Raw genomic sequence first — 16560 nt, 5'->3', positions numbered from 1 at the left:
CGTGGCGGGGCGCGCCAGCCTGGCACAGCAGTCTCTCAGTTTCCTCTCAGACGGGACGAGGACGAGCGACGCCGCTCAGGACAGGTCAGACGGTGCTCAGGACGGTCGTCAGCGGTTGCGGCCCGCCATCCTTTCGAGTCGGGCGATACGGTCGGCCATGGGCGGGTGCGTCGAGAACATCCTGGACAGTCCCTGGCCCGGGCGGAACGGGTTCGCGATCATCATGTGGCTCGCGGTCTCGATCCTCGGCTCGGGCGGCAGGGGCAGCTGCTTGGTGCCGGCGTCGAGCTTGCGCAGGGCGTTGGCGAGGGCGACCGGGTCGCCGGTGAGCTGGGCCCCGGAGGCGTCCGCCTCGTACTCCCTGGATCTGCTGATGGCCAGTTGGATGAGGCTCGCGGCGAGCGGGCCCAGGATGATGATCAGCAGCATGCCCAGCAGGCCGGGGCCCTCGTCGTCGTCGGAGCGGCCGATCGGGATCAGCCAGGCGAAGTTGACCAGGAACATGATCACCGAGGCGAGGGCGCCGGCGACCGACGAGATGAGGATGTCCCGGTTGTAGACGTGGCTCAGCTCGTGGCCGATGACACCACGCAACTCGCGCTCGTCCAGGATGCGCAGGATGCCTTCGGTGCAGCACACGGCGGCGTTGCGCGGGTTGCGGCCCGTCGCGAACGCGTTCGGCGCCTCCGTGGGTGAGATGTAGAGGCGGGGCATGGGCTGACGGGCCTGCGTGGACAGCTCGCGGACCATGCGGTAGAGGGCCGGGGCTTCGAACTCGCTCACCGGGCGGGCACGCATCGCGCGTAGCGCCAGTTTGTCGCTGTTCCAGTACGCGTACGCGTTCGTGCCGAGGGCGATCAGCACCGCGACGATCAGGCCCGTACGGCCGAAGAAGCTGCCGATGACGATGATGAGTGCGGACAGTCCCCCGAGGAGTACTGCGGTCCTGAGCCCGTTGTGCCGGCGGTGCACGGTACGCCCTCCAAATCGTGCAGCAGGGGAACCCTTTGCTTGCTGGTGTGCTTGCTGATCTGCGAAGCCACTGGTGCCGTGGTGTCACGTCCAGTGGACCCTCCCGTATTGGTCAACGCCAGGCGAGGGCCGCGAGTTCCCTTGTGAGGGCGGCGCCGCGGGTCGGCCGTCCGGGTGACGGCCACCGCGGCGGCGGGCACGCGCGCGTGGTCCGGCTGCTCCGCGCGCGTGCGGGGTGCTCAGAACAGGCCGGTGCCGGCGAAGCGGAGGACGAGTTGGGGCGCCCCGGACAGGGCGATGCCGAGGGCTCCGGTGAGGGCGATGGCGGCTGTCAGGGGAGCGGGGACCCGGTGCCGCGCGGGCTCCTGCTCGGGGGCACGGAACAGCAGCGCCGTCCACTGGAGGTAGTAGACGAGCGCGATGACCACGTTGACGGCCATGACGACGGCCAGCCAGCCGAGGCCCGCGTCGACGGCCGCCGAGAAAACGGTGACCTTCGCGAAGAGGCCGATGACGCCCGGCGGCAGCCCCGCGAGGCACAGCAGGAAGAAGGCCAGGAGCAGGGCGGTCATGGGGTTGGAGGCGTACAGGCCGCGGTAGTCGCTGACGCGGTTGAGCGCCCTCGTGCGGCCCACCAGGGCGGCGACGGCGAAGGCGCCGAGGTTCACGGCGGCGTACATGAGGGCGTAGGCGACCGTGGACCCGATCGATGTGCGGGCGTCCGCGGAGTATCCGGCGGCGGCGATCGGGACCAGGAGGTAGCCGGCCTGGCCGACGGAGGACCAGGCGAGCAGCCGTACCGCGCTGTACGCGCGCGTGGCCTGCTGGCGCAGGGCACCGACGTTGCCGACGGTCATGGTGAGGGCGGCCAGCGCGGCGAGGGCTGGGCCCCAGGCGTCGGCGTACGACGGGAAGGCGACGACGGTGACGAGGATGAGGCCGGAGAAGCCGACGGCCTTGCCGACGACCGACAGGTAGGCGGCGACGGGCAGGGGCGCTCCCACGTAGGTGTCGGGCACCCAGAAGTGGAAGGGCACCGCGGCGGTCTTGAAGGCGAAGCCGACCAGGGTGAGGACGACGCCGGTCTGGGCGAGCGTGTGGAGTTGTCCGTCGACGTGCTGGATGCGGTCGGCGATCCCGGTGAGGTAGAGGGTGCCCGTCGCGGCGTACACGAAGCTGATGCCCAGCAGGCTGACCGCGGTGGCGGTGACCGAGGACAGGAAGAACTTCAGGGCGGCCTCCGAGGACCTGCGGTCGCCGTGCCGGATGCCGACGAGGGCGAACGCGGGCAGCGAGGCGACCTCCAGAGCCACGACGAGGGTGGCGAGGTCCCGGGAGGCGGGCAGCAGGGCGGCGCCCGCGGCGGAGGAGAGCAGCAGGAACCAGAACTCCCCTTCGGGGAGTCTCCTGCGTCCGTCCTTGAGTGCGGTCACCGACAGCAGGGCGGCCAGGAGGGCGCCGCCGAGGACGAGGAACTGGATGACGAGGGTGAACCGGTCGGCCGTGTAGCTGCACAGCCGCGGGTCGCCGGTCTGGCAGAAGGTGCTGCGGTCGGCGTCGAGGAGGGGCAGCAGCAGGAGGGCCGAGACGGCGAGTCCGGCCACCGCGCACCAGCCGAGTACGGCCTTCTTCGCGTCGGGCACGAACAGGTCGGCGACGAGGACGCCGAGACCGACGATCGCCGCGATGGTGGGCGGGGCGATCGCGAGCCAGTCGACGGACTGGACCAGCGACTCGGCCAGGGGCTGGGCCGGGTGGCTCATCGGGTGCCTCCTGCGAGGAGTTGCTGCACGGCCGGGTCGGTCAGCCCGAGTAGTGCCTTGGGCCACAGTCCGGCCACGACGGTGAGGGCGACGAGCGGCGTCCAGGCCGCGAACTCGTACGTGCGGACGTCGGCGAGCTTCGGTTCCTGCTGCGGTACGGGGCCCATGCAGACGCGGCGGACCACGATGAGCAGGTACGCGGCCGTCAGCAGCGTGCCGAACGCGGCGATGGCCATGAACGTGAGGAACGCGGGACGGCTGAGGCCGGCCGCGGGACGGAACGCGCCGAACAGGGCCAGCATCTCGCCCCAGAACCCGGCCAGTCCGGGCAGGCCGAGGGAGGCGACCGCGGCGAAGGCCAGCAGGCCGCCGAGCCGCGGTGCCTTGCCGTACAGCGCGGCGCCGGCCGGAAGGTGCGGCGCGGTGGAGCCGTTCGACGAGGGGTGGCCGGGCGACGGGAGGGAAAGGGCGTCGAGGTCGGTGCTGCCCGTGCGCTCCTTGACCGCGCCGACCAGGAAGAAGAGGAGGCCGGTGATCAGGCCGTGGGCGATGTTGGCGAACAGCGCGCCGTTGACGCCGGTCGGGGTCATCGTGGCGATGCCGAGCAGGACGAAGCCCATGTGGCCCACGGAGGAGTAGGCGATGAGCCGCTTGAGGTCGCCCTTCGCGCCCTGCTTGGCGAGGGCCAGGCAGGCCAGGGATCCGTAGATGATCCCGACGACGGCGAAGGCGGCGAGGTAGGGGGCGAAGGTGCGGAAGCCGTCGGGCGCCGCCGGCAGCAGAATCCGGACGAACCCGTACGTACCCATCTTCAGCAGGACACCGGCCAGCAGGACCGAGCCGACGGTCGGCGCGGCGGTGTGGGCGTCCGGCAGCCAGCTGTGCAGCGGCCACATCGGCGTCTTGACCGCGAGCCCGATTCCCACCGCCAAAACGGCGATGACCTGCACGGATGTGGTCAGCGACCGGCCGTTGTCAGTGGCGAGTGCCATCATGTCGAACGTGCCCGCCTTGATTCCGATCAGGAGCAGGCCGAGCAGCATGACGACGGACCCGAGCAGCGTGAACAGGATGAACTTCCAGGCGGCCTGGGTCCGCCCCTCGCCGCCCCAGCGGGCGATGAGGAAGTACATCGGGATGAGCACCATCTCGAAGGCGAGGAAGAAGAGCAGCAGGTCGAGGACCGCGAAGGTGGCGAGAGTGCCGGACTCCAGCAGGAGCACCAGGGCGACGAACGCCTTCGGGGACGGGCCCGCAGGCAGCTTGAAGTAGGAGTAGAGCGCGCAGAGGAAGGTCAGCAGCGCGGTCAGGACCAGAAGGGGGAGGGAGATGCCGTCGATGCCGAGGTGGATCCGCACGTCGAGAGCGGGGATCCAGCTGATGTCGGTCGTGGCCTGCATCTTCGACGGATGGTCGTGGTCGAAGCCGAGCGCGAGGACGATCGTGGCGGCGAGGATGGCCCCGGTCACGGTCACGCCGTGGCGCAGCACGGCCTGCTCGGGCGACTTCCCCTTCAGTCCGGGCGGCGCGGGCAGCAGAGCGGCGGCGGCGCCGAGGAGCGGGCCGACGACGACGAACGCCAGAAGGAACTGCATCACGGACTCGTTGATATCGATCACGCCTGCTCACGCTCCCGTGGCGACGAGGAGGACGGCGACCGCCAGGACGACGGTGCCAGCGAGCAGCGCGCTCACATAGGTCTGTACGTTGCCGGTCTGGGCGCGCCGTACGGCGGCCCCGAGCAGCCGGGGCAGCGCCGCCGCGCCGCGTACGTAGGTGTCGACGACCTCGCGGTCGAGGAACCGGACGAGACTCGCTCCGGCCTGGACCGGTCGGACGAACAGCGCCGCGTACACGGCATCCAGGTGGAAGCCGGTGGCGGCGGGCCGGTGGAGCGGGCCGAGCAGCAGCCGCCCGGGATCGGCCGGATCGGGGGCGTAGGCCACGTCGCCGTAGGCGGGCCGGTGGCTGGCGATGGCCTCCGCCTCGACCAGTGCGGCGTCGGCCTCGGGGTGGGCGGCGACCGCTCCCATCGGGGTGCGCGCGGCCAAGGCGGTGGTGCGCTGCCAGGCACCGTAGGTGACCAGACCGCCCACCAGGGCGAGGCCTGTGCCGAGCACCGAGGTGGTGAGGGTCGGGGCCAGGCTGCCACCGCCGAACCAGTCGGGCAGCAGCCGGAACACGAAGCCGCCGAAGGCGAGTGACGGGATGGCGAGCACCCACAGCACGACGGTCATGGTGAGCGGCTGACGGCCGTGGTCCGGGGCCTCGGTTCCCCGGCCGCGGAAGGCGAGCAGCCACAGACGGGTCGCGTACGCGGCGGTGAGGAGGGCGGTCAGCAGTCCGGCGAGCAGGACGATCCAGCCCGCGCCGCCGGGGGCGTGCTCGGTGTGGCCGGTGGCGACGTGCTCGGCCGCGCCGAGGACGGACTCCTTGGAGAAGAAGCCACTGAAGGGCGGGATCGCGGCGAGCGCGAGGAGCGCCACGGTCATCGTCCAGTACGCGTCGGGGACGCGGTCGCGCAGACGGCCCATGCGGGACATGGCGGCCAGTGAGTTGGTGCCGGCGGCGTGGATGATCACGCCTGCTGCGAGGAACAGCAGCGCCTTGAAGGCGCCGTGGGACAGGAGGTGGAAGACGGCGGCACCGCGGTCGCCGACGGCCAGGGCGCCGGTCATATAGCCGAGTTGGCCGATCGTGGAGTAGGCGAGGACGCGTTTGATGTCGTCCTGGGCGAGCGCGGCGAGCGCCGAACCGGCCATGGTGACGGCGGCCATGACGGCGAGGACGACCATCGCGGCCGTGGATGCCTGGAAGACGGGGAGGAGACGTGCGACGAAGTAGACACCGGCGGCGACCATCGTCGCGGCGTGGATCAGCGCGGAGACGGGCGTGGGGCCCGCCATCGCGTCGGGGAGCCAGGTGTGCAGCGGGAACTGCGCCGACTTGCCCGCCACGCCCGCGAGAAGCAGCAGGGCGATCACGGTCGGGTGGTCGAGTCCGCCGTTCGCGACGGTGTTGAGGACACGCGTGATGCGGAAGGACCCGGCGTCGGTGGCGAGGGCGAACAGGCCGATCAGGAAGGGCACGTCACCGAGCTTGGTGACGAGGAAGGCCTTGAGGGAGGCGGCGCGGGCCTCCGGGGTCTCCCAGTAGTGGCCGACCAGGAAGTAGGAGCAGATGCCCATGACTTCCCAGCCGACCAGCAGCACGATCAGGTCGCCGGAGTAGACGACCAGGAACATCGCGGAGGTGAACAGGGAGGCGAGTGCGGCGTAGGAGGGGTAGCGCGGGTCGTCGCGCAGATAGCCGGTCGAGTAGACCTGCACACACGTGGCGACGAAGCCGACCAGGAGGGCGACGAGGGCGGCGAAGCCGTCGATGTGCAGGGCGAGTTCGATCGGGACCGAGCCGGTGGGCGTCAGCTCGGTGGCGGAGTCGATGGCGTCGCCGCCGCCCTGCCGCATGGCGACCAGGACCGCAAGCAGTAGGGAGGCGAGGGTCGGCAGGACGGCGAGCGGGCGGACGAAGCCGGGGGCCGTGCGGCCGAGCAGCAGCCCGGCCGCGGCGCCCAGGAACGGCAGGAGAGGGACGAGGACGGCGAGGGTGGTCGTGGTCACGCGGTGGCCTCAGCCTTCTCGGCGGCGGGGTCGCCGCGGTCGGGTCCGTCGCTCTCGTGGCCCTCGGCGGTGTCGCGGAGCCGGTCGATGTCGGAGGTGCCGCGGTTGCGGTAGACGGCGAGGACGATCGCCAGGCCGATACCGATCTCGGCGGCGGCGATGGCGATGGTGAACAGGGCCAGGGCCTGGCCGGAGTGCAGGGTCTCCGCGGCGGCCTTGCTGAGCCAGACGTCGAAGGCGACCAGGTTGAGGTTGACGGCGTTGAGCATCAGCTCGACCGACATCAGGACCAGGATCGCGTTGCGGCGGGCGAGGACGCCGTACAGGCCGGTGCAGAACAGGAGGGCGGAGAGCACGACGGGATAGGCGAGGTGCATCAGCGGACTCCTTCGGCTTCCTCGGCGGCGGCCCGGCCGTCGCGGGCGCCGGGGACCTGCGGGCCGGCCGCGTCCGCCTTCGCCTTGCGGGACAGGACGATCGCGCCGACCAGGGCGGCGAGGAGGAGGACGGACAGGGCCTCGAAGGGAAGGACCCAGTGCCGGAAGAGGCTTTCGCCGGTGACCTTCGTCGTTCCGGCGGCGGCACCGTCCAGGTCGATCCAGGTGGAGCGGAAGGCGTCGACGACCACCCAGACCAGGGCGGCCGCGGCGGCGACGGCCACGGTCAGGGCGGCCCAGCGGTTGCCGGAGTCCGCGTCCGGGGAGCGGCCGATGGGGGCCTTGGTGAGCATCAGACCGAACAGGAGGAGGACGACGACGGAACCGACGTAGATGAGGACCTGCACCCAGGCGATGAACTCGGCGGTGAGCAGGAGGTATTCGACGGCGAGGCCGCCGAGGGTGACCACCAGCCACAGGGCGGCGTGCACCAGTTGCCGGGTGGTGACGGTGACGAGCGCGGCGCCGAAGGTGACCAGGCCGACAAGGAGGAAGGCGATCTCGACACCCGTCGGGGACAGGAAGCCATGGGTGGGGGCGGCGAGGCTCATGTGTCTCCCTCCTGGGGCTCGGCCTGGGCGGCGGCCAGCTTCTCGGCGGTCTTGCGGGCGGCGGCGATCTCCTTGGGTTCCTCCGCGCCGGGGTCGAGGGCGGGCGGGGCCGGGACGGTCCACATCCACTCGCGGAGCTTGTCGCGTTCGTGGGTGAGTTCGCGGATGTCGGTCTCGGCGTACTCGAACTCCGGGGACCAGAACAGCGCGTCGAAGGGGCAGACCTCGATGCAGATACCGCAGTACATGCAGAGGGAGAAGTCGATGGCGAAGCGGTCGAGGACGTTGCGGCTGCGGTCGCGTCCGCCGGGGGTGGCGGCCGGGATCGTCTCCTTGTGGGAGTCGATGTAGATGCACCAGTCGGGGCACTCGCGGGCGCACAGCATGCAGACCGTGCAGTTCTCCTCGAACAGGCCGATCACACCGCGGGTGCGGGGCGGCAGGTCGGGCTGGACGTCGGGGTACTGCTCGGTGACGGTCTTCTTCGTCATCGTGCGCAGGGTGACGGCCAGGCCCTTGGCGAGGCCGCTGCCAGGGATGGGGGCCATGGCTACTGGATCACCACCTTGACGATGCCGGTGAGGGCGATCTGGGCGAGGGAAAGGGGGACGAGGAGGGTCCAGGAGAGCTTCTGGAGCTGGTCCTCGCGCAGCCGCGGGTAGGTGACGCGGAGCCAGATGACCACGAAGGCGAGGAGCGCCGTCTTCAGCAGGGTCCAGACCCAGCCGAGGCCGTCGGCGCCCCACGGGCCGTGCCAGCCGCCCAGGAACAGGACGGTGGTCAGACCGCACAGGACGATGATTCCGGCGTACTCGGCGAGCAGGAACAGGGCGAAGCGCAGGCCGGTGTACTCGGTGTAGGCGCCGAAGATGATCTCCGAGTCGGCGACGGGCATGTCGAAGGGCGGGCGCTGCAGTTCGGCGAGGCCGGCGACGAAGAAGACGAGCGCGCCGACGATCTGCCAGGGCAGCCACCACCACTCGAAGGCGTCGAGGATGCCGGGGAGGGAGACCGTGCCGGCCGCCATCGCCACGGAGGCGGCGGCGAGCAGCATCGGGAGTTCGTAGGCGAGGAGTTGGGCGGCGGTACGCAGGCCGCCGAGGAGGGAGAACTTGTTGGCGCTGGCCCAGCCCGCCATGAGCGAGCCGAGGACGCCGACGCCCATCACGGCGAGGACGAAGAAGACGCCCGCGTCGAGGACCTGGCCGACCGCGCCCTCGCCGGGGCCGATCGGGATGGCGAGCAGGACGAGCAGATACGGGAGGAGGGCGACGGCCGGGGCGAGCTGGAAGATGCGGCGGTCGGCGCCGTTCGGGACGACGTCTTCCTTCTGCGCGAACTTGACGCCGTCCGCGATGAGTTGGGCCCAGCCGTGGAAGCCGCCTGCGTACATCGGGCCGAGGCGGCCCTGCATGTGCGCCATCACCTTGTGCTCGGTCTGACCGACGATCAGGGGGAAGGTGAGGAAGACGACGAACACGACGAGGAGTCGCAGGGCGACGTCCAGCACGCCGTTCACTGCGGGCCTCCTATGGGGGTGTCGGGGGCGGGGCCGTCAGGATCGGGAGCGTCGGGGGCAGGGGCGTTGGCGCCGGTGGCTGGACCGGCCGTGGGCGGCTCGTCCGAAGAGGCCGATTCCCCAGGGACCGATTCTCCGGGGACCGGTCCCTCGCGGCCGGGTTCCGCGGCCCCGGGCATCTGAGACGCCCCTTGGTCGGGCCCAGGCTCCTCAGCCGCCGCTCCCCCGGGCCGGGGCGCCTCGGACGCGGACTCCTTGGAGGCAGGCCCTTCCGACTCCGCTCGCTCGGACCGGGGGCCTTCGGGAGCCGCCTCCTGGGCCGCCGGCTTGTCGGTCGCGGGTTCGCGACGGTCGCCGTTGGCGTTGGCGTTGGCGTTGGCGTTGGCGTTGGCGTTGGCATGAGTGTGGGTGTCCGGCGACGCCTGGGACGCACGGCCGGATTCGGGCATCGGACGGGTTTCCGTCTCCGGGCTCGTCTCCTCACCCTCGCGAGCGCCGCCGTTCTCCTCAGCCTGGGGGACCTGGTCGATCTCCTCAGCTTCGGGGGCTGGGCCATTCTCCTCGGCCTTGGGGGCTGGGCCGTTCTTGTCCGGTCCCGCGGCCTCGCCCTTGTCCGGGGTTTGCGGGGTGGCCTCGGTGGGGTGGGGCTCCGCTTGCGGGGGCCTGGGTGGTTGCGGTTCGTCGAAGGCGGGGCGGGCGTGGTGCCAGGGCGCGTCCGAACTGCGGGGCGCCGTGGGTCGGGCGGGGCGCCGGGTGGCCGTGTCGGGTGCCGTGGGTTCCTGCCCCGCCTCGGCGTACGCACCGGCGCGCTGTGCGGCGGACCCCTCCGACGCGCCGCGTGAGCGGCGGGGGCCCGTGGGCGCCGACGGCTTCGCCGCTGCCGCGGTGTCGGTCGGTTCGGCCGTATCCGACGTCCCCGACCCCTGCCCCGCCTGCTCAGCCCCGTCTACCGCCTCGGCCCGCTCAGCCCGCGCCGCCTGCTCTGTTACCTCAGCCTGTTCCGCCCGCTCAGCCTGCTCCGGCCCCTCTACTGCCTCAGCCTGCTCCTGCCCCTCTACTGCCTCGGCCTGCGCAGCCCGCTCGGCCTGCGGTGCCCGCTGGGAGGCAGACCCCTGGCTCGCGCTGCGCGCGCGGCGCGGGGTGGTCGAGGTGGCGCGCTCGGCTCGCCGAGCAGCCACACCTTCCGAGGCGGCGCTCGCCGCACCGGGTCCGGATGCCTCCGTCGGCGCCGCCCCCTCGGCCGCCGCCGCACCCGCGGTCTGGCCGACGGAACCCTCCGCCGCACCCGACCCACCGGGACCAGCCGCCCCCCTCTGACTCGCGGAACCCCCCGCCGCCGTACGCGACCGACGGGGACCCGCCGACCCCGTCTGACCAGCGGAACCCTCCGCCGCCGCACCCGACACGCCGGGTCCAGCCGCGCCCCTCTGACTCGCGGAGCCCTCCGCCGCGGTGCGCGAGCGGCGGGGACCTGTCGGCTCCGTCTGGCTCGTGGAGCCCTCCGATGTCGTGCGGGACCGGCGGGGTGGTGTGGTGGTCGGTGCGGCGGAGGCTTCCGTTGTGGTGCGGGTGCGGCGGGTCGGGCGGGTCGGGGCCGGGGGGAGTTGGCCCTTCAGAGGGCCCCATTCGTTGGGGTCGGGGACGCCCGGGGGAAGCATCTGGCGGCGCTTGGGTCCGCCGTGGTCGGACTCGCCGGGTTCCTTCGCGCCCGGCCATGCCTTGGCGACACGGGCGGCCAGGACGAAGTCCTTGCGCAGGGGATGGCCCTCGAAGGTCTCGGGGAGCAGGAGGTGGTGCAGGCCGGGGTGGCCTTCGAAGCGGACGCCGAACATTTCGTGCGTCTCGCGCTCGTGCCAGGCGGCGCCGGCGTAGACACCGACGGCGGAGGCCAGCGCCGGCGCCTCGTGGGGGACGGTCGTGCGGAGCAGCAGGCGCCGGACCGGGGCCAGGGCGACGACGTGCGCGGACACCCTGAAGCCCGTGCCGGGTTCGTCGACCGCGCTCAGCCAGTCGAAATAGGTGCAGGTCAGGGTCGTGCGGGCGGTCTCAAGCGCGGGGATCCAGGACTGCGGCGGCACGTCGACGGTGAGGACTCCGTAGGACTCCTGCGCCGTGGCCTCGGGGCCGAAGATCTCCTCGACGGGGGCGGGGAGCCAGCCGACGGCGGTCATCGCGCGCCTCCCTCCGCGGTCGGCGGGCGGACCAGGCCGCTCTGCAGGGCGGCGGTGGACGGCCTCCCGGCCTCGTAGCGCTCCCCCAGCGACTCCCCGGCGATCTTCTCCTGGAGCTTGAGGATGCCCTGGAGCAGCGACTCGGGGCGGGGCGGGCAGCCGGGTACGTAGACGTCCACCGGGATGATCTGGTCGACGCCCTTGGTGACGGCGTAGGAGTCCCAGTAGGGGCCGCCGCAGTTGGAGCAGGCGCCGAAGGAGATGACGTACTTCGGCTCGGGCATCTGCTCGTACAGCCGCTTCACCGCGGGCGCCATCTTGTCCGTGACCGTGCCGGAGACGACCATCAGGTCGGCCTGGCGGGGGCCCGGCGCGAACGGGATGACGCCGAGGCGGATGAAGTCGTGGCGGGCCATCGACGCGGCGATGAACTCGATCGCGCAGCAGGCGAGGCCGAAGTTGAAGACCCAGAGCGAGTAGCGGCGGCCCCAGTTCAGGACGATCTTCATCGGTTCCGGGGCCAGACGCGCGAGCGCGCCGAGCCGCCCGCTGCCTTCGGCGGGGGGACGCCCGGGCTCGGGGAGCAGCACGGGCTCGGGGTTGGTGCGGGTCACGTCCATGTCAGGACGCCCTTCTTGTATGCGTACAGCAGGCCCACGGCGAGGAAGCCGAGGAAGACGAACATCTCGACGAGCGTGGTCCCGCCGTATCCGTGGTCGGCGAAGACGGTCGCCCAGGGGAACAGGAAGACCGAGTCGACGGCGAAGATCACGTAGAGGAAGGCGTACACGTAGTAGCGGACCTGGGTGTGGGCCCAGCCCTCGCCGACGGGGTCGACGCCGCACTCGTACGTGAGCAGTTTCTCGGGTGTGGGGACGACGGGGCGCAGCAGCCGGCCGGCGCCGAAGGCCACCCCGACGAAGAGCACGCCCAGCAGCGCGAGCAGTCCCACGACCGAATAGGACCGGAAGTAGTCCGCCGCGACGACGGCGGTCGAGTCCCCCAACGTCTCCCGCAACGTCCGTCCCTCGCTCCCTGACCAGGTTGACCTGAGTGCCTTGGTGAATCCTGTGACGCGACACGATTCGACGACCTGTACGCACGGGAGTCTAGGCCCTGATAAAGAGACGGTAAGCAGCCCGTCACAGACTCCGCTCGCCCCGGTCCGCGGGCCGGACCGAAAGGTGGGGTTTTCCCCCGGGCCCCGCGGCGGCGGACCTCATGGCGCGGGGGCGCGCCACACGGCACGCTAGCCCGTATGACCGCTCGCATGCCATCCGCCGGGGCGGCCGCGACCGACGGTGACGACCGTCTGCCGCCGGCCCGTTTCGCCTTCGACACGCACACCTGGAAGGAGATCGCGAATCTCCTGGCGAACCTGCCGATGGCGCTGCTCGGCTTCACCTATTCGACCACGGCGCTCGTCACCAGTGGCGCGCTGACCCTCACCGTGATCGGCTTTCCGCTGCTCGCCGCCACCCTGTTCGGCGCACGGGGCCTGGGCAAGCTGGAACGGGCGCGGGCCCGGGCGCTGCTCGGGGTGCGGGTGGACGAGCCGAGCCCGCTGCCGCTCGGCAGGGGCGGCGGGCTGCTCCAGCGGTTGTGGATGGCGCTGAAGGACCCGGTGGGCTGGCGGACCCTGCTGTACGACTTCATCCGGCTGCCCTGGGGGATCCTCACCTTCGTCATCACGTTCACCTCGCTGTTCGTGCTGTGGCCGGTGCTGCCGTTCCTCGCGCGGGGCCTGGCGAACGTGGACCGGGCGATGGTGCGCGGTCTGCTGTCGCCCTCCGACGAGCTGGAACGCCGGATCGCCGAACTGGAATCCGACCGCGGGGTCGTGGTGGACACCGCGGCGGCGGACCTGCGGCGGATCGAGCGGGACCTGCACGACGGGGCGCAGGCCCGGCTGGTCAGTCTGGCGATGGGACTCGGCCTGGCGAAGGAGAAGCTTCTGGAGGATCCCGACTCGGCCGCGGCGATGGTCGAGGAGGCGCACGGCGAGGTGAAGCTCGCACTCCAGGAGTTGCGCGACCTGGCCCGGGGCATCCATCCGGCCGTCCTCACCGACCGCGGCCTGGACGCCGCGCTGTCCTCGGTGGCCTCCCGGTGCACGGTGCCGGTGAAGGTGACCGCCGACCTGGAGGCGAGACCGGCCGCCGCGATCGAGGGCATCGCCTACTTCACGGTCTCGGAGCTGTTGCAGAACATCAGCAAGCACAGTGGTGCGCGGACGGCGTCCGTCGACGTCTGGCGGTCCGAGGACCGGCTGCTCATCCAGGTGCGGGACGACGGCCGGGGCGGGGCGCGGCTCGACGCGGGCAGCGGGATGCGCGGGCTCGCGGAACGGCTCGGCGCGGTCGACGGGCTGTTCGTGGTCGACTCCCCGGTCGGCGGGCCGACCACGGTCACCGCCGAGCTGCCCTGGCGGGACCGGACGGAAACCTCCTGACCGCTGAGGGCTACGGACCCGGACGGAGCCCTGTCGGCCCGGGGTGGGGAAAACCCCCCGTCCAAGACGCCGACGGCCTCCATGGTCCGCGGACCCGCGGCGCAGGAGGGTGGGGGTACGGCAGAAGGCCGCTGACGAGGGGAACGGGACGACACCGATGGCCACGGAGTACGGACAGGGGTACGGGCACCGGTACGAACACGACGGTGCGGGCCGGCGCCGGCTGCCGGCCGCACTGCGCGCGCCGTTCGCGGCGCGCAGCTGGCGCGAGTTCGGCTATGTGCTGCTGAGCCTGCCGATCAGCATCCTGATGTTCACGTACGCGGTGACGATGGTGTCGTTGGGGGCGGGGCTGCTGGTGACCTTCCTCGGGATTCCGGTCCTCGCGGGGGCGCTGGCGGGATGCCGCGGTCTGGGCTTGCTGGAGCGGGCACGGGCGCGGGCACTGCTCGACCTGGAGGTCGCCGAACCCGAGCCGCTGCGGATGCGCAAGCCGGGCGTCATGGCCTGGATGGGCGCGGTCCTGAAGAGCGGCACGTCGTGGCGGCACCTGCTGTACGCGCTGCTGCACTTCCCCTGGGCGGTGTTCTCCTTCGTCGTCGCGGTGAACTTCTGGGCGATCGGCTGGTCGCTGGTGACGTATCCGCTGTGGTTCTGGCTCTTCCCGGTGTACGGCGGACAGGGCGGCATCCAGCTCTACGGCGACGAACACCACCGGATCTACCTCGACAACCCCTTCGAGATCACCGTCACGGCGCTGGTCGGGCTGCTGTTCACACTGGCCACGCCATGGATCGTGCGGGCGCTGACGATGGTGGACCGGCTGCTGGTGCACGGGCTGCTCGGGCCGTCGCGGCTGTCGGCGCGGGTGGTGGAGCTGGAGTCGGACCGGGGCGTGGTGGTCGACACGGCGGCGGCGGACCTGCGGCGGATCGAGCGGGACCTGCACGACGGGGCGCAGGCCCGGCTGGTGGCGCTGGCCATGGACCTGGGGCTGGCGAAGGAGAAGCTGGCCGAGGACCCGCGGTCGGCGGCGCGGATGGTGGAGGATGCGCACGGCGAGGTGAAGACGGCGCTCCAGGAGCTGCGGGACCTGGCCCGCGGTATCCATCCCGCCGTGCTGACGGACCGCGGTCTGGACGCGGCCCTCTCCGCGGTCGCCTCCCGCTGCACCGTGCCGGTGCAGGTCGAGGTGGACCTGACACGGCGTCCCGCGCCGGCGATCGAGGGCATCGCGTACTTCACGGTCTCGGAGCTGCTGCAGAACATCAGCAAGCACTCCCGGGCGCGTTGGGCGTCGGTGGATGTCTGGCGGTCGGACGACCGGCTGATGCTGCAGGTCGTGGACGACGGGGTGGGCGGAGCCGATGTGTCCGGGGGTTCGGGTCTGGCCGGGCTGGCGGAGCGGCTGGACGCGGTGGACGGGATCCTGGTGGTGGATTCACCGCCCGGCGGCCCGACCCGGGTGACGGCGGAACTGCCCTGGCGAGGCTGACACCGGCCGTCGCACGGGGCCGGCCGCCGCCCGACATGGGTGGCGGCCGGCCCCGTGCGGCCATGCCACGCTGACTGTGCGACCCGCGGACGCGCAGCCGCACGGGCCGACACCACATAGGCCGGCCACACATAGGCCCGCGGCCGATCCAGCGCGCAGGACACGGATCAGCACACAGGCCCTCAGCCACTGCCCACGGCACACAGGTGCACGGCACACAGGTGCACAACACTCGGGCCACACGGCACACGGGTGCGCGCAGCACACGGGCCCCGAGCACACAGGCCCGCACCACATAGACCGCAAACGCACGGCCCACGGCAGCACGGGCGCGCGGCGCGCAGGTCCGCGGCACACGATCGCGCGACACCCGGACGCGCGGCACACGGACCCTCAGCACATGGGGCCGCGGCACACAGCCCGGCCGCACACAGCCCGGCCGCACACAGCCCGGCACCACATCGCCCCGCAGCACACGCGCGTGCGCCACGAGGCGGCAGGCAACCGAATGAGGCATGAAGCGGTCCCCTCTTCCGGTGCCGCTCGTGCGGCGCCGGAATTTCGTGCCGTTGTTCCGATGCCGCGTGCGCGGTGCGGTGGGATTGCTGGAATGCTGGACCTCCGTACGGACGGGCACCGTCGGAGGTTCGGGCTGTGGGGGGCCGGAGGATCGTGCAGGACGTGGAGGACAGGGTGCGGGTGGTCATCGCCGAGGATTCGGTGCTGCTCAGAGAGGGCCTGACCCGGTTGCTGACCGACCGCGGGCACGAGGTGGTGGCCGGCGTCGGAGACGCCGAGGCGCTGATCAAGACCATTGCGGACCTGGCCGCGCAGGGTGCGCTGCCGGACGTGGTGGTCGCGGACGTGCGGATGCCGCCGACGCACACGGACGAGGGGGTGCGGGCCGCCGTACGGCTGCGCAAGGCGCACTCGGACCTCGGGGTGCTGGTGCTGTCGCAGTACGTGGAGGAGCGCTACGCCACCGAACTGCTGGCCGGTTCCAGCCGCGGCGTCGGATATCTGCTCAAGGACCGCGTCGCCGAGGTGCGGGAGTTCGTGGACGCGGTGGTACGGGTGGCGAGGGGCGGTACGGCCCTGGACCCGGAGGTCGTCGCGCAGCTGCTCGGCCGCAGCCGCAAGCAGGACGTGCTCGCGGGGCTCACGCCGCGGGAGCGGGAGGTCCTGGGGCTGATGGCGGAGGGGCGGACGAACTCGGCGATCGCCAAGCAGCTGGTGGTCAGCGACGGGGCCGTGGAGAAGCACGTCAGCAACATCTTCCTGAAGCTCGGCCTGTCGCAGAGCGAGGGGGACCACCGGCGGGTTCTGGCCGTTCTCACCTATCTGAATTCGTGAGGGCCTGTCCGGACCGCGATGGCCTGACAGGGTGCCGGCCGGGGGCCGGCCGGTCGCGTTTCCCGGGATGCGGGATGGCCGTGTGCCAGAACGGGAAGTGAGTACCGGGGAACGAGCCGGGAGCGTCATCGAAAGAGCCGGGGGGACATCGTGACACGTCAGGACGACGGGCCGTCTCGGAATGCCGTCCATCATGCGAATGACCGCGGGAAGGCGACCCTAAGCGA

14 protein-coding genes are annotated in these 16560 nt (G+C 71.8%); 3 read left to right on the top strand and 11 right to left on the bottom strand.

The window, feature by feature from the left end; translation table 11 throughout:
* Positions 1–108 precede the first annotated feature (108 nt).
* The 11 genes from htpX to AC27LF_RS21420 all read right to left on the bottom strand — a co-directional run bounded on the left by htpX (position 109) and on the right by AC27LF_RS21420 (position 12051).
* On the bottom strand, positions 109–972 hold the full coding sequence (gene htpX / locus AC27LF_RS21470) for a zinc metalloprotease HtpX (RefSeq protein ID WP_479659131.1): 864 nt from the start codon (positions 970–972) through the stop codon (positions 109–111).
* 239 nt (positions 973–1211) lie between these two features.
* The gene (locus AC27LF_RS21465; RefSeq protein ID WP_479659132.1) at positions 1212–2735 is read right to left on the bottom strand and encodes an NADH-quinone oxidoreductase subunit N; all 1524 of its coding nucleotides are present in this window, start codon (positions 2733–2735) and stop codon (positions 1212–1214) included.
* On the bottom strand, positions 2732–4354 hold the full coding sequence (locus tag AC27LF_RS21460) for an NADH-quinone oxidoreductase subunit M (RefSeq protein WP_479659133.1): 1623 nt from the start codon (positions 4352–4354) through the stop codon (positions 2732–2734). Before AC27LF_RS21460 ends, AC27LF_RS21465 begins: the two co-directional genes overlap by 4 nt.
* Positions 4355–4360: 6 nt before the next feature.
* Positions 4361–6355: an NADH-quinone oxidoreductase subunit 5 family protein gene (locus AC27LF_RS21455; RefSeq protein ID WP_479659134.1), complete on the bottom strand. Its 1995-nt coding sequence runs from the start codon at positions 6353–6355 to the stop codon at positions 4361–4363.
* A complete protein-coding gene (gene nuoK / locus AC27LF_RS21450; RefSeq protein WP_404029332.1) occupies positions 6352–6732 on the bottom strand; it encodes an NADH-quinone oxidoreductase subunit NuoK in 381 nt (126 codons plus the stop codon). Before nuoK ends, AC27LF_RS21455 begins: the two co-directional genes overlap by 4 nt.
* Positions 6732–7343: an NADH-quinone oxidoreductase subunit J family protein gene (locus AC27LF_RS21445; RefSeq protein WP_479659135.1), complete on the bottom strand. Its 612-nt coding sequence runs from the start codon at positions 7341–7343 to the stop codon at positions 6732–6734. Before AC27LF_RS21445 ends, nuoK begins: the two co-directional genes overlap by 1 nt.
* Positions 7340–7891, bottom strand: coding sequence for a NuoI/complex I 23 kDa subunit family protein (locus AC27LF_RS21440; RefSeq protein WP_479659136.1), 552 nt, complete (start codon positions 7889–7891; stop codon positions 7340–7342). Before AC27LF_RS21440 ends, AC27LF_RS21445 begins: the two co-directional genes overlap by 4 nt.
* A gap of 2 nt (positions 7892–7893) precedes the next feature.
* Positions 7894–8862, bottom strand: a complete 969-nt coding sequence (locus AC27LF_RS21435) for a complex I subunit 1/NuoH family protein (RefSeq protein ID WP_479659137.1) — start codon at positions 8860–8862, stop codon at positions 7894–7896.
* Complete coding sequence (locus tag AC27LF_RS21430; protein ID WP_487227804.1) at positions 8859–11033, bottom strand: NADH-quinone oxidoreductase subunit C; 2175 nt, start codon at positions 11031–11033, stop codon at positions 8859–8861. The genes AC27LF_RS21435 and AC27LF_RS21430 overlap by 4 nt, the downstream gene beginning before the upstream one ends.
* Positions 11030–11653 (bottom strand): NADH-quinone oxidoreductase subunit B, encoded by a 624-nt coding sequence (locus tag AC27LF_RS21425; RefSeq protein WP_479659138.1) that lies wholly within the window; start codon positions 11651–11653, stop codon positions 11030–11032. The genes AC27LF_RS21430 and AC27LF_RS21425 overlap by 4 nt, the downstream gene beginning before the upstream one ends.
* Positions 11644–12051 (bottom strand): NADH-quinone oxidoreductase subunit A, encoded by a 408-nt coding sequence (locus tag AC27LF_RS21420; protein ID WP_479659139.1) that lies wholly within the window; start codon positions 12049–12051, stop codon positions 11644–11646. The genes AC27LF_RS21425 and AC27LF_RS21420 overlap by 10 nt, the downstream gene beginning before the upstream one ends.
* A 240-nt stretch (positions 12052–12291) precedes the next feature.
* Between AC27LF_RS21420 and AC27LF_RS21415 the strand changes: the two genes are divergently transcribed.
* From AC27LF_RS21415 to AC27LF_RS21405, 3 genes are all read left to right on the top strand, one after another.
* Complete coding sequence (locus AC27LF_RS21415) at positions 12292–13485, top strand: sensor histidine kinase (RefSeq protein WP_479659140.1); 1194 nt, start codon at positions 12292–12294, stop codon at positions 13483–13485.
* A gap of 157 nt (positions 13486–13642) precedes the next feature.
* The gene (locus AC27LF_RS21410; RefSeq protein WP_479659141.1) at positions 13643–14980 is read left to right on the top strand and encodes a sensor histidine kinase; all 1338 of its coding nucleotides are present in this window, start codon (positions 13643–13645) and stop codon (positions 14978–14980) included.
* 693 nt (positions 14981–15673) lie between these two features.
* On the top strand, positions 15674–16333 hold the full coding sequence (locus tag AC27LF_RS21405; RefSeq protein ID WP_479659232.1) for a LuxR C-terminal-related transcriptional regulator: 660 nt from the start codon (positions 15674–15676) through the stop codon (positions 16331–16333).
* Positions 16334–16560: the final 227 nt, after the last annotated feature.

The sequence above is a fragment of the Streptomyces diversicolor genome (assembly GCF_057537855.1).
This window is presented reverse-complemented; position numbering and strand designations above follow the sequence as displayed.